The 21,963-nt window shown below is 59.9% G+C and carries 17 protein-coding genes and 2 tRNA genes; 3 read left to right on the forward strand and 16 right to left on the reverse strand.

All coding sequences use genetic code 11. The annotated features are described in order from the left end of the window. Window positions 1-15 precede the first annotated feature (15 nt). The 3 genes from rpsF to rnr all read right to left on the reverse strand — a co-directional run bounded on the left by rpsF (window position 16) and on the right by rnr (window position 4,151). Window positions 16-438 (reverse strand): 30S ribosomal protein S6, encoded by a 423-nt coding sequence (gene rpsF / locus IC37_RS19595; protein WP_007902678.1) that lies wholly within the window; start codon window positions 436-438, stop codon window positions 16-18. Window positions 439-756: 318 nt separating this feature from the next. Further along, the gene (rlmB, locus tag IC37_RS19600) at window positions 757-1,524 is read right to left on the reverse strand and encodes a 23S rRNA (guanosine(2251)-2'-O)-methyltransferase RlmB (protein WP_030128324.1); all 768 of its coding nucleotides are present in this window, start codon (window positions 1,522-1,524) and stop codon (window positions 757-759) included. Continuing rightward, the gene (gene rnr / locus IC37_RS19605) at window positions 1,521-4,151 is read right to left on the reverse strand and encodes a ribonuclease R (RefSeq protein WP_030128325.1); all 2,631 of its coding nucleotides are present in this window, start codon (window positions 4,149-4,151) and stop codon (window positions 1,521-1,523) included. Before rnr ends, rlmB begins: the two co-directional genes overlap by 4 nt. A 226-nt stretch (window positions 4,152-4,377) precedes the next feature. Here rnr and IC37_RS19610 point away from each other — a divergent pair. Then, window positions 4,378-4,464 (forward strand) — tRNA-Leu (locus IC37_RS19610). 166 nt (window positions 4,465-4,630) lie between these two features. After that, window positions 4,631-4,717, forward strand: a tRNA-Leu gene (locus IC37_RS19615). 255 nt (window positions 4,718-4,972) lie between these two features. Here the strand turns inward: IC37_RS19615 and IC37_RS19620 are convergent. From IC37_RS19620 to IC37_RS19675, 12 genes are all read right to left on the reverse strand, one after another. Then, window positions 4,973-6,907, reverse strand: a complete 1,935-nt coding sequence (locus IC37_RS19620; protein ID WP_030128326.1) for a methyl-accepting chemotaxis protein — start codon at window positions 6,905-6,907, stop codon at window positions 4,973-4,975. A gap of 149 nt (window positions 6,908-7,056) precedes the next feature. After that, the gene (locus IC37_RS19625) at window positions 7,057-8,346 is read right to left on the reverse strand and encodes an adenylosuccinate synthase (protein WP_030128327.1); all 1,290 of its coding nucleotides are present in this window, start codon (window positions 8,344-8,346) and stop codon (window positions 7,057-7,059) included. A gap of 54 nt (window positions 8,347-8,400) precedes the next feature. After that, a complete protein-coding gene (locus tag IC37_RS19630; RefSeq protein WP_030128328.1) occupies window positions 8,401-9,588 on the reverse strand; it encodes an ATP phosphoribosyltransferase regulatory subunit in 1,188 nt (395 codons plus the stop codon). Window positions 9,589-9,903: 315 nt separating this feature from the next. Then, a complete protein-coding gene (hflC, locus tag IC37_RS19635; protein ID WP_030128329.1) occupies window positions 9,904-10,773 on the reverse strand; it encodes a protease modulator HflC in 870 nt (289 codons plus the stop codon). Next, window positions 10,773-11,945 (reverse strand): FtsH protease activity modulator HflK, encoded by a 1,173-nt coding sequence (gene hflK / locus IC37_RS19640; RefSeq protein ID WP_030128330.1) that lies wholly within the window; start codon window positions 11,943-11,945, stop codon window positions 10,773-10,775. The genes hflC and hflK overlap by 1 nt, the downstream gene beginning before the upstream one ends. Before the next feature lie 96 nt (window positions 11,946-12,041). Next, window positions 12,042-13,343 (reverse strand): ribosome rescue GTPase HflX, encoded by a 1,302-nt coding sequence (hflX, locus tag IC37_RS19645; RefSeq protein ID WP_030128331.1) that lies wholly within the window; start codon window positions 13,341-13,343, stop codon window positions 12,042-12,044. 12 nt (window positions 13,344-13,355) lie between these two features. Continuing rightward, window positions 13,356-13,616 carry an RNA chaperone Hfq gene (gene hfq, locus IC37_RS19650; protein WP_030128332.1) on the reverse strand — a complete coding sequence of 87 codons (261 nt, stop codon included), beginning with the start codon at window positions 13,614-13,616 and terminating at the stop codon, window positions 13,356-13,358. A gap of 94 nt (window positions 13,617-13,710) precedes the next feature. Then, window positions 13,711-14,682: a tRNA (adenosine(37)-N6)-dimethylallyltransferase MiaA gene (miaA, locus tag IC37_RS19655; RefSeq protein WP_030128333.1), complete on the reverse strand. Its 972-nt coding sequence runs from the start codon at window positions 14,680-14,682 to the stop codon at window positions 13,711-13,713. After that, window positions 14,682-16,592 carry a DNA mismatch repair endonuclease MutL gene (mutL, locus tag IC37_RS19660; protein WP_030128334.1) on the reverse strand — a complete coding sequence of 637 codons (1,911 nt, stop codon included), beginning with the start codon at window positions 16,590-16,592 and terminating at the stop codon, window positions 14,682-14,684. The genes miaA and mutL overlap by 1 nt, the downstream gene beginning before the upstream one ends. Further along, complete coding sequence (locus tag IC37_RS19665; protein ID WP_030128335.1) at window positions 16,589-18,019, reverse strand: N-acetylmuramoyl-L-alanine amidase; 1,431 nt, start codon at window positions 18,017-18,019, stop codon at window positions 16,589-16,591. Before IC37_RS19665 ends, mutL begins: the two co-directional genes overlap by 4 nt. Continuing rightward, window positions 18,020-18,490, reverse strand: a complete 471-nt coding sequence (tsaE, locus tag IC37_RS19670; RefSeq protein WP_030128336.1) for a tRNA (adenosine(37)-N6)-threonylcarbamoyltransferase complex ATPase subunit type 1 TsaE — start codon at window positions 18,488-18,490, stop codon at window positions 18,020-18,022. It abuts the gene before it with no gap. Continuing rightward, the gene (locus IC37_RS19675; protein ID WP_030128337.1) at window positions 18,478-19,977 is read right to left on the reverse strand and encodes a bifunctional ADP-dependent NAD(P)H-hydrate dehydratase/NAD(P)H-hydrate epimerase; all 1,500 of its coding nucleotides are present in this window, start codon (window positions 19,975-19,977) and stop codon (window positions 18,478-18,480) included. The genes tsaE and IC37_RS19675 overlap by 13 nt, the downstream gene beginning before the upstream one ends. A gap of 63 nt (window positions 19,978-20,040) precedes the next feature. On the opposite strand from IC37_RS19675, the gene queG reads away from it, so the two are divergent. Then, window positions 20,041-21,129, forward strand: coding sequence for a tRNA epoxyqueuosine(34) reductase QueG (gene queG, locus IC37_RS19680; RefSeq protein WP_030128338.1), 1,089 nt, complete (start codon window positions 20,041-20,043; stop codon window positions 21,127-21,129). 89 nt (window positions 21,130-21,218) lie between these two features. Here queG and IC37_RS19685 read toward each other — a convergent pair whose 3' ends face one another. Further along, window positions 21,219-21,830: a trimeric intracellular cation channel family protein gene (locus tag IC37_RS19685; protein ID WP_030128339.1), complete on the reverse strand. Its 612-nt coding sequence runs from the start codon at window positions 21,828-21,830 to the stop codon at window positions 21,219-21,221. Between the last annotated feature and the right edge of the window lie 133 nt (window positions 21,831-21,963).

Here is a 21,963-nt window from a genome sequence, read left to right on the forward strand (position 1 = left end):
TAAAAGGTCCGTGGATTACTCGTCAGCGTTATCGCTGGCGTCGCTGTCATCACCATCAACGCCTTCGGCGTCGGAGTGCTCAGGACGGTCGCGACGCTCACGGCGCTCACTGCGGTTTTCTTCAGCCTTGAGCATCTCGGATTGGCCGGTAACGGCTTCTTCGCGACGGATGACCAGGTTACGGATCACTGCATCGTTGTAGCGGAAGTTGTCTTCCAGCTCGGCCAGGGCCTTGCCAGTGCACTCAACGTTCAGCATCACGTAGTGAGCCTTGTGAACATTGTTGATTGCGTAGGCCAGTTGACGACGGCCCCAATCTTCCAGACGGTGGATTTTGCCGCCGTCTTCTTCGATCAGCTTGGTGTAACGCTCAACCATGCCGCCGACTTGCTCGCTTTGATCCGGGTGGACCAAAAAGATGATTTCGTAATGACGCATGAATGCTCCTTACGGGTTGTAGCCTGCCGCTCAAAAGCGGTCAGACAAGGAGTGAATGACACTTATGGACTTGCTTGCGATAGACACATGCGTGCCTGCCGTCACAGCAAGGGGCGCAATTGTAGAGAAGGGACAGGAGAGGCGCAAGGCAATTGGTGATTATTTGAACAACCCGCTCAACTCACCAATCCTTGCCATGACGCAGAACCAATGTGGGAGCGGGCTTGCTCGCGAAAGCAGTATGTCATTCAGCAAAAGTGTTGAATGTCAGACCGTATTCGCGAGCAAGCCCGCTCCCACATTTGGATCGCGTGCGGATCAGGACTTTTTGGCGGTCCCGGCAGCTTTGACGCCGCGCTGGCGCAGGGCCTCGAACAGGCAAACGCCAGTCGCTACCGAAACGTTGAGACTGCTGACACTGCCCGCCATCGGCAAACGCACCAGGTAGTCGCAAAGATCGCGAGTCAGGCGGCGCATTCCGCTGCCCTCCGCGCCCATGATCAAAATGGTCGGGCCGGTCAGGTCTTGCTGATACAGCTCCTGCTCGGCCTCGCCCGCCGTACCGACAACCCACAAGCCACGCTGCTTGAGTTTTTCCAGGGTGCGCGCCAGGTTGGTCACGGCCACCAACGGAATCACTTCCGCCGCGCCGCAGGCGACTTTACGCACCGTCGGGGTCAGCGTGGCTGACTTGTCTTTTGGCACGATCACCGCCAGCGCGCCGGCCGCATCGGCCGAACGCAGGCAAGCGCCGAGGTTGTGCGGATCGGTCACGCCGTCGAGCACCAGCAACAGCGGTGCGCCTTCAGTGCGATCGAGCAATTCGTCGAGCATCGCTTCGCCCCAGACCTGACTCGGACTAACGTCCGCGACCACGCCCTGGTGCACGCCTTCTACCCACGCATCGAGCTCACGACGCTCAGCCTGACCGACCGCTACGCGATTTTCGGCAGCGAGCTCGATCAGCGTCTGTACCCGCGGATCACTGCGGCCTTCAGCCAGCCAGATCTGCTTGACGCGTTTTGGGTGGTGACGCAGCAACGCTTCTACAGCGTGCACGCCATAGATCTTTTCCAACTGACTCATGACTTGGCCTTAGGTTTACGCGCCCCGCCGCTTCTGGCGGCTGGAGCGGAACCCGCTTTTGGCGGGCCTTTACGGTGTTTGCTCGGTTTTGCTGGCTTGCCGCCGGAGGCCTTCTCAGGCGCCGACCGCCCGGTCTTTCCCCCAGACGCCGCTTTACCGCCGCTTTTCGCTTCAGACAGCAACGCCTGTTTCAGTTCACGACTTTTGCGCAACTCGGCATTTTTTGCCGCTGCATCGCTCGGGCGATAGGCTTCGACAGCCTTTTCCTTGGCAGGACGACGGCCGGTTTTCGCCGGAGCCGGTTCTGCGGCGGTTTTAGCAGCTGGAGCAGCTGTTTCGGTTCCGCGCTTCTTGCGCCCGATCGGCGCGCTGATGGTTTTCTCAGCCATCTCGAAGTCAATCTTGCGCTCGTCAAGGTCGACGCGCATGACGCGAACTTCAACGGTGTCGCCAAGGCGGAAGCTGCGACCGGTACGCTCACCGGCGAGGCGGTGGTGTACAGGATCGAAGTGGTAGTAATCACCCGGCAGCGCGGTGACGTGCACCAGGCCTTCGACGTAAATGTCGGTCAGTTCGACGAACAGGCCGAAACCGGTCACGGCGGTGATCACACCCGGGAACGATTCGCCCACGCGGTCTTTCATGAACTCGCACTTGAGCCAGTTCACTACGTCGCGGGTTGCTTCGTCGGCACGGCGTTCGCTCATCGAGCACTGCTCGCCGAGCTGCTCCAGGATCGCTTCGTCGTACGGATAGATGCGCGCTTTCGGAATGGTCATCGCGCCGGCACGGCGAACGTGCGGGGTGTCCATTTTCGAATGGATGACGCTGCGAATCGCCCGGTGCGTGAGCAAGTCCGGGTAGCGACGAATCGGCGAAGTGAAATGGGTGTAGGCTTCGTAATTCAGGCCGAAGTGGCCCTGGTTATCGGCGCTGTACACCGCCTGACTCAACGAACGCAGCATGACGGTCTGGATCAGGTGGAAATCCGGACGGTCCTTGATGCCTGCCAGCAAAGCCTGGTAATCCTTCGGCGACGGACCATCCTTGCCTTTGTGCAGGGACAGGCCGAGCTCGCCAAGGAAGGCGCGCAGTTTTTCCAGACGCTCCGGTGGCGGGCCGTCATGGACGCGATACAACGCAGGGATTTCGTGCTTTTTCAGGAATTCGGCAGTGGCCACGTTGGCCGCCAGCATGCATTCCTCGATCAGCTTGTGGGCGTCGTTGCGAACGGTCGGACGGATTTCGGCAATCTTGCGCTCGGAACCGAAGATGATCCGGGTTTCCTGCGTTTCGAAATCGATCGCGCCGCGCACATGACGAGCCGCCAGCAGAACCTTGTACAGCGCGTACAGCTGCTTAAGATGCGACAGGACGTCGGTGTATTCACCACGAAGCTGACGCGCTTCGGTGGCTTTCGGCGTCTCCAGCATGGCGCTGACCTTGTTGTAGGTCAGGCGGGCGTGGGAGTGAATCACCGCTTCGTAGAAGCAGTAGTCGGTCATCTCGCCGGATTTGGAGATGGTCATCTCGCAGACCATGGCCAGGCGATCGACGTGCGGGTTCAGCGAGCACAGACCGTTGGACAGTTGCTCAGGCAACATCGGCACGACGCGCTCGGGGAAGTACACCGAGTTGCCACGAACCTGCGATTCGTTATCCAGCGCCGAACCGATTTTCACGTAGCTGGAAACGTCGGCAATCGCCACGTACAACTTCCAGCCACCGGAGAACAGGCGCAGCTTGCCCGGTTTGGCTTCGCAGTAGACCGCGTCATCGAAGTCGCGCGCATCTTCGCCGTCGATGGTCACGAACGGCAGATGGCGCAGGTCGATGCGCTTCTCTTTGTCCTTCTCTTCTACTTCAGGCTTGAGCTTCGCCGCTTCCTTGAGCACCGCGTCAGGCCAGACGTGAGGAATATCGTAGGTGCGCAGGGCGACATCGATTTCCATGCCCGGCGCCATGTAGTTACCCACGACTTCGACCACGTCGCCTTGCGGCTGGAAGCGTGGCGTCGGCCAGTGAGTGATCTTCACTTCGACGAACTGACCGATCTGCGCGTTGGCGTTGCGGCCCGGCGTCACCAGCACTTCTTGCTGGATCTTCGGATTGTCCGCGACGACGAAACCGATACCGCCCTCTTCGAAATAGCGACCGACAATGGTCTCGTGGGCACGGGACACCACTTCGACGATCATGCCTTCGCGACGACCGCGACGGTCGAGGCCGGAAACACGGGCCAGGGCACGGTCGCCATCGAACACCAGGCGCATTTGCCCCGGGCTCATGAACAGATCGTCACTGCCGTCGTCCGGGACCAGGAAGCCGAAGCCGTCACGGTGGCCGCTGATGCGGCCCAGGATCAGGTCGAGCTTGTCCACCGGCGCATAAGTGCCGCGACGGGTGTAGATGAGTTGAGCGTCGCGCTCCATGGCGCGCAGGCGGCGACGCAGGGCTTCGATCTGGTCTTCTGTGGTCAGACCAAACTCTTCGACCAGCTGCTCGCGGTTAGCAGGCGAACCTCGATCAGCAAGGTGCTGAAGGATCAATTCGCGGCTAGGAATAGGGTTTTCATATTTTTCCGCTTCACGAGCGGCCTCGGGATCGAGGGACTGCCAATCGGCCATTAGAGAGTTTTCACCTTGTCTATATGCGGGTTAGTTTGGCATAGGCGTAATGAAACGGGAAATTTCAGGCTATGACAGCCTATCTAAAGCCTTTTATCGACCTCGCAAAGCCGATTTGAATACCACTGGAGAAATTTTCCAGGTTTTTTCGATGTCGGGGGTTTACAGTTAAAAAGACGCTCCGTATAGTGCGCGCCATCGACGACGCAGACGCGCTGCCGATACTGCCCAGATGGTGAAATTGGTAGACACGCCAGCTTCAGGTGCTGGTGACCGCAAGGTCGTGGAAGTTCGAGTCTTCTTCTGGGCACCAATTTCGAGCTTGAGATTAGAACAATTTCAAGGCTCACACAAAAAACCCGCGAAAGCGGGTTTTTGCATTCCAGGCTTCCGGTTTATTAAAATTAAATCAGGGGTTTACAGATCAAATTGCTCTCCGTATAGTGCGCCACATCAACAGCGGCAACGCTGAAGATTATGCCCAGATGGTGAAATTGGTAGACACGCCAGCTTCAGGTGCTGGTGACCGCAAGGTCGTGGAAGTTCGAGTCTTCTTCTGGGCACCAATTCAAATTCAAGGTCACGACCTTGAATTTCACAGAAACCCGCGAAAGCGGGTTTTTGCGTTTCTGGCTTTCAGAAACCTCAAGCCATCTCGCCTCGGCTTCCGGATAACTACGGATGTAGTTGTGCCGCTGAAAAGCTTCGCGGGCAAGCCTCGCTCCTACAAGGATTTGTGTCGTCGCGAAATTTTCGCACGACGTAAATCCTTGTAGGAGCGAGGCTTGCCCGCGAAGGCGTCAGACCTGCAGACGAAAAACTTAAGCCCTGAACTGCCCCAGGCTCGCCTTCAACTGCGCCGCCAAACCATCCAGCACTTTTCCGCTGGCCGTAGTTTCCACCACCGCCCGAGCAGCCTTCTCAGCTTGAGCATGAATAGTCTCAACCCGCCCACGCACTGCCTGCGCACCTTGCGCCTGATGCGCCGCGGCCTGAGTCGCCAGACCGATCGCCGCATGCACCTGCTCGACCGACACCTGCACCGACTGCTGCAACCGCGCACTGTCGCGCAACACCAACAAACCTTCGCTGGCCTGACGCCCGGCCTGCCCGATTGCCGCGACGGCCTCACGTGCGCCCTGCTGCAACGCAACGATGTGGGCCTGAATGTCGCCGGTTGAGCTCTGAGTCTTGCTCGCCAGTGCCCGCACCTCATCCGCCACCACGGCAAACCCGCGACCGGTCTCGCCGGCACGCGCCGCCTCAATGGCCGCGTTCAACGCCAGCAAGTTGGTTTGCTCGGCAATCCCGTGAATCACCGTCAACACCACTTCAATCTGCTCACTCTGCTGCGCCAGGCGCTCGATGACTTTCGCGCCGGTGTCGACTTGTCCAGCCAACGCCTCGATCAGACTGCCGACTTTCGCCGAAGTCCGAGTGTTTTCATCCGTGGCCTGACGAATACCCACCACCTGCTGCAAAGCGGCCTGCATGGCATGGCTTTCAGACTGGGCTTCATCAGCCATTTGCGACAACGCGCGCAAGCTTTCGGCCACTTCATCGCGCTGCATGCCCGCCGCTGCATCCGCACCGGCATTGCGCAGGGTCATGGCGCCGATCTCCACGCCGGTACGCTGAGCCACATCGCCCGCCTCCCGCACGATCGGCTGCAACTTATCCACAAAGCGATTGACCGCCGAGGCCATGTCGCCGATCTCATCCTGACTGTTGATCTGCACACGCTTGGTCAGATCGCCCTCACCTGCCGCCAGGTCATCCATGGCGGTGATCAGCAGCTTCAAGCGGTTGACCACGCGCCGACCCAGCACCACCGCCAGCAACAGCAGCACACCAAAACCCACTAGCGACAAGCCCATGCCGATGCGCCAGCGCAAAGTCCCCGCTGCTTCCTGCACGGCAGTGGTGGTATTGGCTTTCATTTCAGTGGCGGTGGACTGCGCCGATTGCAGACGCCCGCGCATCGCCGTTGCGCTGTCAGCTGCCGCGCCTTTGAGGCTGTCGCCCACCAATTGATCGCTGCTGGCGATCAGCGCCGAGAAGCGTTTGTCCAGTGCCGCCAGATCGGTTTCCACCGACGCGGTCGAGACCCCCATCAAAACCTTGCCGATCTCCACTCCATTGGGGTTGATCGAGGCCTCAAGGTAGTAGACCGACGGATCGTTCTTCGCCGCATCCAGCACCTTGTCCAGCGCCCGCTCGCCTTGACCTTTTTCCAGAAGCGCCTTGTTGATCGGGTTCTCCCGGTTGAGGTAGCGCGTCAGGTGCTGGCCCGTGGCGTCGTCGTAGACCACGAACAACACATTGGGATTGCGCTGGGCACGGCGAGCGAATTCGGACAGGGTGGGAATGTCGCTGTCCCACATGGCGCGGGGTGCGACCGAGGCCAGAAGCTGCGCCATGTCGTTGGCCGAATCCTTCAGGTCCTTTTCCAATGTCGTACGCAGTTGTGCCTGCTCGTCCTTCAGACGCGAAGACAGCCCGGCTGTCAGGCGCTGACGAGTACTGGTCGACAGGTTATCCAGGCTCGACGTGACTTCACGCCCTGCCTGCTCAAGCTCACCAGAGAGCTTTTGGCTGTCGGCGTCCAGCCGCATACCCAAATCAGCTTCCAGCGCCGTCACTGTGCTCCGGGTCAGAGCGACAGCCACCAGCACCTGCACCAAAAGGGCGATACCAAGAGTAACGAACACGGGCCGCAAGAGACGGCTTTGTAACAGTGAGAGAACGGCCGACACTGAAAATCCCCCTGCTTTGACGCCATCAAATTGATAGCACGTCAGAAACGATGCTTTTTCAATGTTCCCAGCAAAGGTCATGCCGTTCGACAGGCATAAACGACAAAGGCCCCAATTAAGGGGCCTTCGTGTTTTACATCAACGACTTATTAAGCGAACGGGTGGCGCAGAACGATGGTTTCGTTGCGGTCCGGGCCCGTCGAAATAATGTCGATCGGCGCACCGATCAGCTCTTCAACGCGCTTGATGTAAGCACGGGCGTTAGCTGGCAGCTCTTCCAGAGTTTTGGCACCCACGGTCGACTCTGTCCAACCCGGCACTTCTTCGTACACCGGCTGCAGACCCATGTAGCTGTCAGCGTCAGTCGGGGCAACGTCCTTACCTTCCGCATCTTTGTAGCCGACGCAGATGTTGATGGTTTCCAGACCGTCGAGTACATCCAGCTTGGTCAGGCAGATGCCCGAGATGCTGTTCACATCGATAGCGCGACGCAGGATAACGGCGTCAAACCAGCCACAACGACGAGCACGGCCGGTAGTCGCGCCGAACTCGTGACCTTGCTTAGCCAGGTGCGCACCGACTTCGTCGAACAGCTCAGTCGGGAATGGACCCGAACCTACGCGTGTCGTGTAAGCCTTGGTGATACCCAGGATGTAATCCAGGAACATAGGACCAACGCCCGAACCGGTAGCAACGCCGCCAGCGGTGGTGTTAGAGCTGGTCACGTACGGGTAGGTGCCGTGGTCGATGTCCAGCAACGAACCTTGAGCGCCTTCGAACATGATGTCTTTGCCAGCACGACGCAGGTCGTGCAGCTCGGCAGTCACGTCCAGCATCAGCGGCTTGAGCAGTTCAGCGTATTCTTTGCACTCGGCCAGGGTCTTGTCGAAGTCAATGGCTGGCTCTTTGTAGAAACCGACCAACATGAAGTTGTGGTATTCCACCAGTTCACGCAGCTTGGCTTCAAAGCGCGGCATGTTGAGCAGATCGCCTACGCGCAGACCGCGACGGGCAACCTTGTCTTCGTAAGCCGGGCCGATACCGCGACCGGTGGTGCCGATCTTCAGCTCGCCACGGGCCTTTTCACGGGCCTGGTCCAGCGCTACGTGGTAGGACAGGATCAGCGGGCAGGACGGGCTGATACGCAGGCGCTCGCGCACCGGTACGCCTTTCTCTTCCAGCTTGATGATTTCCCGCAGCAGGGCGTCGGGTGCAACCACCACGCCGTTACCGATCAGGCACTGCACGCCTTCGCGCAGCACGCCCGACGGGATCAGGTGCAAGACGGTTTTTTCGCCGTCGATCACCAGGGTGTGGCCAGCGTTGTGGCCACCTTGGTAGCGCACTACGGCGGCAGCATGTTCGGTCAGCAGATCAACGATCTTGCCTTTGCCCTCATCACCCCATTGGGTGCCCAGGACTACGACATTCTTACCCATAACACTTGTCCTCATTCGCGCAAACTTGGTGCCGGCGGCGGCCGGCAGGAAAACTCAAGAAGCCAGCGGCAATACTTGCCAAAGCCCGTTCTGCTGAATCAATTGCCGGTCGCAGTCCGCTTCACGGGCGGCGGCCAAAAGCTGCCCAGGCAATGCCTGAACGACACGCTGACCCTCACTGCGCAACTGGCAAACCTGCTGCCAGAGTGCTGCATCCGTACTGTCAGGCATCCAGATACCGCCAGACGGTAGCTCGATTTCAGCACGCCCCAGGGTCACCAGGGTTTTCAAATCGGTAGAGAAACCAGTTGCCGGACGGGCACGACCGAAGTCGGCGCCGATGTCGTCGTAACGACCGCCCTGCGCGATGGACTGGCCAACACCCGGTACGAACACGGCGAACACTACACCAGTGTGGTAGTGATAGCCGCGCAACTCGCCCAGGTCGAAATACAGCGGTAATCCCGGGAAACGCGTGGACAGACGCTCGGCAATTGCCAGCAAATCGTCCAGGGCCGCCAGCACGGGTGCTGGCGCATTGGCCAGACGCTCACGCGCTGCGCTCAACACTTCACGACCGCCACACAGGTCGACCAGCGCTCGCAGCATGCCCGACAGATCGGCAGGCAGGCCTTCGGTCAAGGTAATGACCTCGTCGATGGCTTTACGTTGCAACGCATCGAACAACTGTTGCTCGACTTCGCCGGACAAACCGGCGGCACGGGCCAGGCCGCGGTAGATCCCTACATGACCGAGATCCATGTGCACATCCGGCACATCGGCCAGTTGCAACATGGCCAGCATCAGGCTGATGACTTCCACGTCGCTGCTCGGGCTGGCATCGCCGTACAACTCGGCACCCAGTTGAATCGGGCTGCGCGAGGACGACAAGGCACGTGGCTGAGCATGCAGCACGCTACCGGCATAACACAGACGGCTTGGACCTTCGCGACGCAGGGTATGCGCATCGATGCGCGCCACCTGCGGCGTGATGTCGGCACGGAAACCCATCTGCCGGCCCGACTGCGGGTCGATGACCTTGAAGGTACGCAGATCGAGGTCCGAACCTGCGCCGGTCAGCAGGGATTCCAGGTACTCGATATGGGGAGTCACGACAAACTCGTAACCCCAGCTCTGGAACAGATCCAACACCTGGCGACGCGCTACTTCGATGCGCGCAGCTTCTGGTGGCAGTACTTCTTCGATGCCATCTGGCAGCAGCCAGCGGTCTACCGTTGCCATTACGCCATTCCCCTATGATCCGGGCGACAAGCCTTTGGGCGAGCCTTGAGTGAAGCAGAAAATGATCGGCCCATGTGCAAACCACGCGCATGAACAACGGGGCGAAAAGCCTGAATCGGCTTCGCCAACCACTTTCCTCGAAAAAACTGTCGAGTCATTCAACTCGGGCGCCTGCATAAAAACAGCAATCAAACGTGCAGACGCAAAAAAGCCGGGAATTTCCCGGCTGCCGCATCATACACACGTTTTCCCAAAGGATCACCCCGCCCCGAGGCTTTAGCCGCCAGGCGGGGGATGATTCAGGTCAACGCCGTATCAAGGCTTGGCTTTTTCCAGGTAACGGAAGAAGTCGCTGCCCGGGTCCAGGACCATGACGTCGGATTTGTTCGCGAAGCTTTCACGATAAGCACGCAGGCTACGGTAGAACGCGTAGAACTCCTGATCCTGACCGTATGCCTTGGAGTAGATCGCAGCAGCCTGGGCATCACCGTCACCGCGAACCTCTTCGGATTCACGATAGGCTTCCGCCAGCAGCACGCGGCGTTGACGATCGGCGTCGGCACGGATGCCTTCGGACAGCTCGTTACCCTTGGCGCGGTGCTCGCGAGCTTCACGCTCACGCTCGGTGCTCATACGTTCGAACACGCTGCGGTTCACTTCCTTCGGCAGGTCGATGGTTTTGACCCGGACATCGACAACTTCGATGCCCAGCTCTTTTTCCGCCATCTTGTTCAGCGAAGAGGTGATATCTGCCATCAGCGCATCACGCTCACCGGACACCACTTCGTGCAGGGTGCGCTTACCGAACTGGTCACGCAGGCCCGACTCCAGACGACGGGAAAGACGCTCGTCGGCAATCTGCTTGAGGCCGGAAGTCGCGGTGTAGAAGCGCTCGGCATCTTTCACGCGCCACTTGGCGTAGGCATCGACCATTACAGCTTTCTTTTCCAGCGTCAGGAAGCGTTGTGTCGGTGCATCCAGTGTCATCAGGCGCGCGTCGAATTTGCGCACCTTGTTCACGTAAGGCACTTTCACGTGCAGGCCCGGCTGAACATCGGCCTGGACCACGCGACCGAACTGCAGCATCACCGCGCGCTCGGTCTGAGCCACGATGTAGAAGCAGTTCCAGGCAACGATCGCCACGACGACGCCGATAATAAGGGCGATCAGCGATTTATTGCTCATCAGCGACTCTCCCTGGTACGTGCTTGCTGTTGCTGCAGATCAGCTGCCGCACGCGCATTCACTTCATTGCTGCTGGCTGCTGCGCCGGTCACCGGAGCACCGGGGCTGCGACCACTGTCGATCATCTTGTCCAGCGGCAAGTACAGCAGATTGTTCTGGCCATTCTTGTTGCCGGTCACGAGAACCTTGCTGGTGTTGCTGAAGATTTCCTGCATGGTGTCCAGATACAGACGCTGGCGGGTGACTTCAGGGGCCTTGCGATATTCGGCCACCAGCTTGGTGAAGCGATCAGCCTCACCCTTGGCGCGGGAGACGGTCTCGTCGCGGTAACCATTGGCATCCTCGAGGATGCGCTGGGCCTGACCACGGGCTTCCGGCACGACGCCGTTGGCGTAGGTTTCAGCCTGGTTGCGCGAACGCTGCTCGTCTTCACGGGCGCGGATCACGTCGTCGAAGGCTTCCTGAACTTCACGCGGTGCAGCTGCGCTCTGTACGTTGACCTGGGTGACGGTGATACCGGTGCGATAGGTATCGAGGAAGCGTTGCAGACGCTCCTTGATTTCGCTGGCCATCAATTCACGACCTTCGGTCAGCACCTGATCCATGGCGGTAGAACCCACTACGTGACGCAAGGCACTGTCGGTCGCATGCTGCAGGCTGATTTCCGGCTGATCGACGTTCAGCACGAAGTCCTGCAGGTTGCTGATCTTGTACTGCACGGTCAGCGGCACTTCGACGATGTTTTCGTCTTCAGTCAGCATTTGACCCTGCTTGGTATAGGCACGCTCACGCGTGACGTTTTCCATGTACTTGCGATCGATCGGCGGGAAATAGATGTTCAGGCCCGGGCCGACGGTTTCATAGTATTTGCCGAAGCGCAGCACTACGGCCTGCTCCTGCTCGTCGACCACGTAGACAGCGCTGTACAGCCACACGGCCGCCAGCACGACCAGGCCGATGCCGAGCAGGCCGCCAAAGCCGCCACTCTTGCCCGGACCACCGCCCTCGTCACCGCGTTTTTTACCACCACCGAACAACCCGTTCAGGCTTTCCTGCAGCTTTCGGAAGGCCTCGTCGAGATCCGGTGGTCCCTTGCGGTCGCCGTTATTGCGGCGCTTGCCACCCCAAGGATCCTGATTATTCGAGTTGCCACCCGGCTCATTCCAAGCCATAGCGCTCTCCATCTGATAAAGCAAAGACGCACCCACGGCGCGCCGACCAATGCTACAGAATGCCTGTCACCGCGGCACAACCGCTTTCTCAGGCTTTTATTGCAAAGTGTGTTGCTCGATGAATTCCATCGGCTGCAGACCTTCGCGACTCACGAGTCGATTCAACTCGATCCGTGGCAAGCGAACGGCCAGCAAGCTGATGCCTTCTTCGTCGTGTTCTTCTTTTTGCACCGCACCGAGTTCGAAAAACTGCGCACGCAGTCGAGCAAAACGTTGCGGCAAGCGCAAGGTGCCAACAAACAAATCACTGCCTAACAGTTCGGCCACAGCCTGCTTGAGCAGGTCCAGGCCGGTACCGTCCTTGGCCGACAACCAGACCCGCTGCGGTTTGCCATCGGCATCGCGCTGGATCTGCGGCTCAACACCCTCGAGCAAATCGAGTTTGTTGTATACCTCAAGGATCGGCAAGTCTTGTGCCCCGATCTCTCCGAGCACCACCATGACCTGTTCAATCTGGGCCATCCGCTCAGGCTCATGCGCATCGATCACGTGCAGCAGCAGGTCGGAGTTGCTCGACTCTTCGAGCGTAGCCCGAAATGCCTCGACCAGTTTGTGCGGCAAGTGGCGAATGAAACCCACGGTGTCGGCCAGTACGATCGGCCCGAGGTCATCGAGTTCGAGTCGGCGCAAGGTCGGGTCGAGGGTAGCGAACAGCTGGTCGGCGGCGAAGACGTCGGAATCGGTGACCGAGTTGAACAGCGTCGATTTGCCGGCGTTGGTATAACCCACCAGTGAAACCGTCGGAATGTCAGCACGTTTACGCCCGCGACGAGATTGCTCGCGCTGGCTGCGGACCTTTTCCAGGCGCCCCTTGATCTGCCGCAGGCGAACCCGCAACAGGCGCCGGTCGGTTTCCAGCTGGGTTTCACCCGGGCCGCGCAGACCGATACCGCCCTTCTGCCGCTCAAGGTGAGTCCAGCCACGAACCAGCCGCGTACTCATGTGTTCAAGCTGGGCCAGTTCGACCTGGAGCTTGCCTTCATGGGTGCGGGCGCGTTGGGCGAAGATATCGAGAATCAAACCCGTGCGGTCAATCACGCGGCACTCGAAAATACGTTCGAGGTTACGTTCCTGACTGGGCGTGAGGATGTGATTGAAAATCACCAGATCGACCTGTTCGGCGCTGACCAGGTCGCGTAATTCTTCGACCTTGCCGCTGCTAATCAGGGTTTTGGCGGTTGGCCGATGACGCGGCACGTTAAAAAACGCGACGGTCTCGGCGCCAGCCGACATTGCCAACTCCTGAAACTCCTGCGGATCTTCGCGCGCCTCAGGGTCCTGACCATCCAAGTGAACGAGAATGGCTCGTTCACCACCACCGTGGCGCTCAAAGAACAAAGGAGACTCCTATCAGGCGTTACCTGGCTCAGCGTCACCTGTTTCGGATTCGGTTGCGCTAGGCAGACGAATTGGACGAACCGGCACCACTGTAGAGATAGCGTGTTTGTAAACCATTTGGCTAACGGTGTTTTTCAGCAGGATAACGAACTGGTCGAAAGACTCGATCGTGCCTTGCAGTTTGATCCCGTTGACCAGGTAGATGGAAACCCCCACTTTCTCTTTACGTAAAGTATTCAAGTAAGGGTCTTGTAGCGAATGCCCTTTTGACATGTGCCGCACTCCTTTAAGGATTCAATATAAAAAATAGGTAAACAAATGGCTTGGGGCCGTCACACCCCCAAGGATAGACGGCAATTGCAAGGACTCAGCTCAATATGGAGATGGTCCCAAGGTATTTCAAGGCGCGCGGCAGATTGTCGCAATCGAGGCTGTCCAGCCAGTGTAAATCAGCCCAACTGCGTAGCCAGGTGAACTGGCGCTTTGCCAATTGGCGCGTGGCAATGATTCCACGCTCCTGCATCTCGGCTTGCGTCAGCTTGCCATCCAGGTAATCCCAGACTTGTCGATAGCCTACAGCACGTATAGACGGCATCCCCGAATGCAGGTCACCTCTATCTCGCAGGGCTACGACCTCGTCGATGAATCCCTGTTCCAACATATTTGTGAATCTTTGTTTAATACGCTCGTGCAGTACCTGGCGATTTGCCGGGGCGATAGCCAAGTTCGCGACAGTATAGGGCAATTGTTGCAGTCCCGAAGCGGCTGCTTCAGTACTTTGCGCAGATTGTCGCAAGCGTAGCTCAGTCATGCTCTGACCGCTGACGCGATAAACTTCCAGCGCGCGACTGAGCCGCTGTGGATCGTTCGGATGAATTCGCGCGGCAGATTGCGGATCAATTACCGCCAATTGATCGTGCAGGGCTTGCCAGCCAAGGCGTGCAGCCTCTTCTCCGATTTGCGCACGCACGTCCGGATCGGCCGCCGGCATGTCGGCCAGACCTTCGAGCAAAGCCTTGTAATAGAGCATTGTGCCGCCCACCAGCAGCGGAATTTTGCCCCGCGCGGTGATCTCGGCCATGGCCTCGAGTGCATCACGACGAAAATCCGCAGCGGAATAACTCTCGGCCGGGTCGAGAATATCGATCAACCGATGCGGAAATTCGGCCAATAACGCTTTGGACGGCTTGGCGGTGCCTATGTCCATGCCACGGTAAACCAGGGCCGAATCGACGCTGATCAGCTCGCAGGGCAGAACCTTGGTGAGTTCGATGGCCAGGTCGGTCTTGCCGGCAGCCGTCGGCCCCATCAGGAAAATCGCAGGAGGGAACTGGCTCATCAACGACCGCGCAAAAACAGTTTGTCCAGATCGTCCAGGCCCAATTGGGTCCAGGTCGGTCGGCCATGGTTGCATTGACCGCTGCGTTCAGTGTTTTCCATGTCCCGCAGCAGACCGTTCATTTCCGGCAGGGCCAGACGCCGATTCGCGCGAATCGCGCCGTGGCAGGCCATGGTGCCGAGCAGTTCGTTCAGGTGCGCCTGAATCCGGTCGCTGGTGCCGTATTCCATCAAATCCGCCAGAACGTCGCTGACCAGTCGATTGGCTTCCGCCTGTTTCAGCAACGCCGGGATTTGCCGGATCGCCAACGACTCCGGGCCAAGACGCTGCAACTCAAAGCCCAGCCGCTGGAACCACGCGACATGTTCTTCGGCACAATCGGCTTCGCGCTGACTGACCGCCAGGGACTCCGGCACCAACAGTGGCTGGCCGCTCAGGCCTTCGCTAGCCATGGCGATTTTCAGGCGTTCGTACATGATCCGCTCATGGGCGGCGTGCATGTCCACCAGCACCAGGCCCTGGGCGTTTTCCGAAAGAATATAGATGCCCTTGAGTTGCGCCAGTGCGTAACCCAGTGGCGGAATGTCGTCCTGGCCGGCCGGGAGCGCGACCGCGTTGGCCTCGGGCAACGGCGCGAAAAACTCGCGGTAGGCCGCTTGTGCTTCGGCGACGGGCACGCCGGACTGAGGCCGCGGCGTGTATTGATACTGATAACCGGCACCCGCGCCCGAGCCCGCCGAGGTATTAAAAGACGGTTGGGCCTGAGGCTGCTCCAGCAACGCATTGGCCGCCAGCCGCATTTCGCCCTGCGGACCGAACTCACCGGCGTCGAGCCCGGTGGGCCGAACAATGGCCGTCGCGACAGGCGCGCCCAGATGATCTTCCGGCCGCACATCGCCGAGGGCGCGGTGCAAGGTGCCATAGAGGAAATCGTGAACCATGCGCCCGTCACGGAAGCGCACTTCGTGCTTGGTCGGGTGCACGTTGACATCAACGCCCGCCGGATCGACTTCGAAAAACAGTACGAACGTCGGGTGCCGACCGTTGAACAGCACGTCGCGATAAGCCTGGCGCACCGCGTGGGCCACCAGTTTGTCGCGCACGGCGCGGCCATTCACAAAGAAGTATTGCAAGTCTGCCTGGCTGCGGTTGAAGGTCGGCAACCCGACCCAGCCCCACAGATGCAGACCATTGCGCTCGATTTCGATCGGCAGCGCCTGCTCCAGAAAACCCGCCCCGCAGATCGCCGCCACACGCCGGGCGCGGGCCGCATCATCATGGGCTTCGTGCAGGCTGAGGATGGTTTTGCCGTTGTGGCGAAGATGGAACGCCACATCGAACCGCGCCAGCGCCAGACGTTTGATCACTTCTTGCAGGTGATCGAATTCGGTTTTTTCGGTTTTGAGGAATTTGCGGCGCGCCGGGGTATTGAAGAACAAATCCCGCACTTCCACCGAAGTACCCACCGGATGGGCCGCCGGTTGCACCCGAGGCGCCATATCCCGGCCTTCGGTTTCCACTTGCCAGGCTTGGTCGGCATCGCGAGTGCGGGACGTCAGGGTCAGACGCGCCACGGAGCTGATGGACGCCAGCGCCTCACCACGAAACCCCAGGCTCATCACCTGTTCAAGGTCTTCCAGGTTGCGAATCTTGCTGGTGGCGTGACGGGCCAGGGCCAGGGGCAGGTCATCGGCAGAAATGCCACTGCCATCGTCGCGTACCCGCAGCAGCTTGACACCGCCCTGCTCGACATCGACATCGATGCGTCTGGCGCCGGAATCGAGGCTGTTTTCCAGCAACTCCTTGATCACCGAGGCCGGGCGTTCAACCACCTCACCGGCGGCAATCTGGTTCGCCAGCCGCGGGCTGAGCAGCTCGATGCGCGCCGAATTGGTCAGCACCTGGTTCATTCTTTAGCCGCCAGTTCAGTGCCGGGAATGGTCAGATGTTGACCGACTTTGAGCTCATCATTTGCCAGGTTGTTGGCGCTGCGCAAGGTGGCCGGCGACACCTGGTAGCGCACGGCGATCATCGCCAGGGTTTCGCCGGGGTTCACGCGATGGTCACGCGGGCCTTGGGCGATCTTGCCGGAGTCGCGCAGCCAGGCAATGTAGGTGCCCGGCGGTGGATTCTGCTGGAAGAACTGCCGCACGCCGCTGCTGATGGAACGCGCCAGCGCTTGCTGGTGGCTCGATGCCGCGAGTTTAGAGGCTTCGTTGGCGTTGGAGATAAACCCAGTTTCCACCAGGATCGACGGGATGTCCGGCGACTTCAACACCATGAACCCGGCTTGCTCCACGCGCTGTTTGTGCAGCGGCGTGACGCGACCGATGTTGCTCAAGACTTTCTGGCCAACGTTCAGGCTGGAGGTCAGGGAAGCGGTCATCGACAAATCGAGCAGCACACCGGCCAGCATGCGGTCCTTGTCATCGAGGCTGACGTTGCCGGCACCACCGATCAAGTCGGAACGGTTTTCGCTATCGGCCAGCCAACGGGCGGTTTCCGACGTAGCGCCGCGGTCGGACAGGGCGAACACCGACGCACCGAACGCCGCAGCCGAAGGCGCGGCGTCGGCGTGGATCGAAACGAACAGGTCGGCGCCTTTCTTACGGGCGATTTCGGTACGGCCGCGCAACGGAATGAAGTAGTCGCCGGTACGCGTCAGTTCGGCGCGGAAGCCTTTCATGCCATTGACCTGACGCTGTAGTTCACGGGCGATGGCTAGCACCACGTCTTTCTCACGCTGCCCGCGAGAGCCCGAGGCACCCGGGTCTTCGCCACCGTGACCGGCATCGATTACCACGATGATGTCGCGCTTGCCGGCCGGAGCGGGTGGCAGCTTGATCGCCGGTTCGACAGGCGTGACTGGCACCGCCGGAACCGTTGCGACCGAAGGCGTCGGCGCCGGAGGAGGCGCAGCGTCAGCCGGGTTATCGAACAGATCGACCACCAGGCGGTTGCCGTACTGGGCGTTGGGGGCCAGGGAGAAGCTCTTCGGTGTCACGGCCTTTTTCAGGTCGATAACCACCCGCAGGTCGGTCGGCGTGCGCTGTGCCGAGCGCATGGCGGTGATCGGGGTGTTCGAGGTGTTGACGTTCAGCGGTGCACCGAGGGTCGCGCCGTTAATATCGATAACCAGCCGATCCGGGGCCGTCAGGGTAAAGACGCTGTGCTGGACAGCCCCTGTCAGGTCAAACACCAGTCGCGTGTTATCCGGCGCCCGCCACAGGCGAACACTGTTGACCTTCGTCTCGGCCACAGCGTCGACGGTCACCGCCAGAAACAACAATCCTACGGCAGCAACCAACGCGCGAAAGCGCATACCTAACCCCATCATTTAATTGGATTCCAATGCCAAAGCGGCACACCACAACTCGCCACGCGAGCCCTGGGGCAAAATTTTCAGCGAACGCCCGCTGTCTTGCGGGGTAATGGTAATGGTCAGGTCGGGCTTTGGCAAAAAGCCTGCACCATTGCGGGGCCATTCGATCAGGCACAATGCGTCGTCTTCGAAATAGTCGCGGATGCCGAGGTACTCCAGCTCTTCCGGATCGACCAGTCGATAGAGGTCGAAATGGAAGGCACGGATGTCGCCGATCTCGTAAGGCTCGACCAGGGTGAAGGTCGGACTTTTTACCGCGCCGGTATGCCCCAGGCCTCGGATGATGCCCCGGGACAGCGTGGTTTTCCCCGCCCCCAGATCCCCCTCAAGAAAAATCAGACCGTGCCCTTGGGTAGTTTTGGCGATACGTGCGCCAAAGTCGCTCATGGCCTGTTCATCGGCCAGGTACAGGGTTACTTCAGACACGGTGCTTGCTCCTCCAACAACTGACGAATGGCTGGAATCAGATCACTGGCCGCCAGCCCGCGGCCAAATTTACCTTGTTGCTCTCCGGCATTGGCGTGCAGCCAGACCGCCAGGCACGCTGCGTCATACGCGCCCATGCCCTGAGCGAGCAAGGCACCGACCAGCCCGGCAAGCACGTCGCCCAAACCGGCAGATGCCATGGCGGGATGGCCCTGATGACACAGCGCCAGACGCCCGTCGGGGCTGGCGATCAAACTGCCGGCGCCCTTGAGAACCACCACTGCTGTATATCTTTTGCTCAATGTATGGGCAGCGGCCGGACGGTCGGCCTGAACGTCGGCTGTCGAAATCCCCAGTAATCGCGCCGCTTCCCCAGGATGCGGCGTGATGACACAACCTAAGGGCAAGTTCACATTACCTTCGGCCAACAGGTTCAACGCATCGGCGTCCCAGACTTGCGGCAGCGGCGCATTGGCCGCTGCCGACAACAGACTGCGCCCCCAGGCGGCCTGGCCCAGCCCCGGACCGACGACCAGCACCGTAGCCTTCTCAAGCAAGCCCATTAATTGATTGGCCGACGAAGCGCCGAGCACCATGGCTTCCGGCAATCGCGCCAGGGCGGCCGGAACATGCTCGTTACGAGTGGCCACGGACACCATGCCAGCACCGCTGCGAAGGGCACTTTGTGCACCGAGCAGAATGGCACCGCCAAAACCGCGATCACCACCAATCAGCAATACGTGGCCAAATTTGCCTTTGTGGGAAGTTGGAGCGCGACCGGTCAGACGCGGCACATTACCGGCTGTCAGGCGACGCGCACTGACCGTGGCCCCGATAAACGTCTCGGGGGCGGCTTGCAGATCATTGAATACCAAATCGCCAACCACATCCGCAGCGTCACCGGTGAACAGACCCAATTTCAAACCGATGAATGTCACTGTCAGGTCAGCCCGGACCGCAACGCCGAGTATGCGACCTGTATCGGCACACAGCCCCGAGGGGATATCCACCGCCGCAACCGGCAGCCCGCTGGCATTGATCGCGGTGATGACACTGGCGTACGGCTCGCGAACTTCACCGCTCAGGCCAGTGCCGAGCAAAGCATCCAGCACAATGCCGCGTAACTCGCAGTGCCCGCTCCAATCTTGAATGGCGACGCCCTCGGCCACCGCCTCGGCATGGGCTGACGCGGCATCGCCCTGTAAACGCCCAGGATCACCGGCGGCCAGCACCCGCACATGCCAGCCGGCACGTCGGGCCAGCACGGCCACCAGGTAACCGTCGCCGGCATTATTGCCGTGGCCGGCCACCACGCTCAATTCGTGCGCCGTCGGCCAATGACGGACCAGCGCACGCCAGGTCGCCCGCGCCGCACGCTGCATCAATTCGAAGCCCGGTGTGCCGGCCGCGATCAGGCCCGCATCAAGTCCTCGGACCTGCGCGGCGCTATACAGCGCGTCGGGTAATTCATCTTTAATGTGCGGCATGCGTCTACAGGCTCCGATGTCTGGCAGAATTATACGCACCTCAGCTCCGGTTTCTCTCGTCTCATGCCCGCTATTACTACAGACCTCTCCGCCCTCGCCCAATCCATCAAGGACTGGGGCCGCGAGCTGGGCTTTCAGCAAGTCGGCATCAGCGGCCTCGACCTGGCCGAGCATGAGCAGCACCTGGAGCGCTGGCTCGAAGCCGGCTACCACGGCGAAATGGAGTACATGGGCGCCCACGGCAGCAAACGCTCGCACCCGGAAGAGCTGGTGCCGGGCACCTTGCGAGTGGTTTCCCTGCGCATGGACTACCTGCCGGGCGACACGCAAATGGCGCAAAGGCTGGCCCAACCGGAAAAAGCCTACGTCTCGCGTTATGCCCTGGGCCGCGATTACCACAAATTGATCCGTAAACGCGTGCAGCAACTGGCGGAAAAAATTCAGGCGGTAATCGGCCCGTTCGGCTACCGCGCCTTTGTCGACAGTGCCCCGGTGCTGGAAAAAGCCATCGCCGAACAGGCTGGCCTGGGCTGGATCGGCAAAAATACGCTGGTGTTGAATCGCAAGGCCGGCAGCTACTTCTTCCTCAGCGAACTGTTCGTCGACCTGCCGCTGCCGGTCGACCCGCCCCACGCCAGCGAACACTGCGGCCGCTGCACCGCCTGCCTGGACATCTGCCCGACCAATGCCTTCGTCGGTCCGTATGTACTGGATGCCCGACGCTGCATTTCGTACCTGACCATCGAACTGAAAAGTGCGATCCCTGAAGATTTGCGGCCATTGATCGGTAACCGGGTATTCGGTTGCGATGACTGCCAGATCGTCTGCCCGTGGAACCGCTTCGCCCGGCCTTCCGGCGAAAGCGATTTCAAGCCGCGGCACAACCTCGACAACGCCGAACTGGCCGAACTGTTCATGTGGGACGAAGAAAAATTTCTCAGCAGTACCGAGGGCTCACCGCTCAGACGCGCGGGTTACGAGCGCTGGTTGCGCAATCTGGCGGTCGGCCTGGGTAATGCGCCGTCGAGTATTCCGGTGCTGGAAGCGCTGAAGGCCCGCAGGGATTACCCGTCGGAGTTGGTGCGAGAGCATGTCGAATGGGCGTTGGGGCAACATGAGCAGCGCGCTGGCAACCTTGGAACTCGACCTTAACAAATGGGGTAATTAGACGATGAATTACCCCATTTGAAGTCGAACTACCCCGTTAAGAGTAAATCGCACACACGACCAGCAACCTTCGATCATGCCTCGTCGTTATAAACGAACTTGGGCATTTCCCAATGAAAACGGATCGCCAGCAAGCGCAGCAGAAAGCCGCCGAACAAGGTGATCAGGATCGCCTGTTCACCGGGTAATTGCAGGTAGATGCAAAGCAGATAGCACCATGCCGCGGCAAACGAGACGCTGGCGTAAAGCTCGCGGCGGAAGATCAGCGGGATATCGTTGCAGAAGATGTCCCGCAAAATACCGCCAAACACGCCGGTGATCACGCCGCTGACCGAGGCCACCAGCATGCCATGGCCCATTTCCAGAGCAGTCATGCAACCGATCAGGGTGAATGCCACCAGACCCACCGCGTCTAACACCAGAAACAGCGAGCGCAGATGGCGCATCCAGCGGGCGATGAAGATCGTCAGCATCGCCGCGACGGAGGTCAGCACCAGGTATTCCGGGTGTTTGACCCAGGTCAGCGGGTAGTGGCCAAGCAACACGTCACGCACGGAGCCGCCGCCCAACGCCGTGACGCACGCAATCAGCACCACGCCAAACCAATCCATGCCACGACGGCCCGCAGACAGGGCGCCAGTCATGGCTTCGGCAGTAATGGCGATCAGGTAGAGCATCAGCAACATGGTGGCGGTCCTTACAAGAAGGCGCGCAGTCTACTCAGATCGTCAGGGCACCAAAAGGGGGCAAGAGAACCTGTGGCGAGGGAGGCCCCGCACCGTCTTCGACGCCGCGCTGTCGCGCAGCAAACTGGTTCAT

Origin of the sequence: Pseudomonas sp. QTF5 (assembly GCF_000512695.2) — a bacterium.
GTDB lineage: Bacteria > Pseudomonadota > Gammaproteobacteria > Pseudomonadales > Pseudomonadaceae > Aquipseudomonas.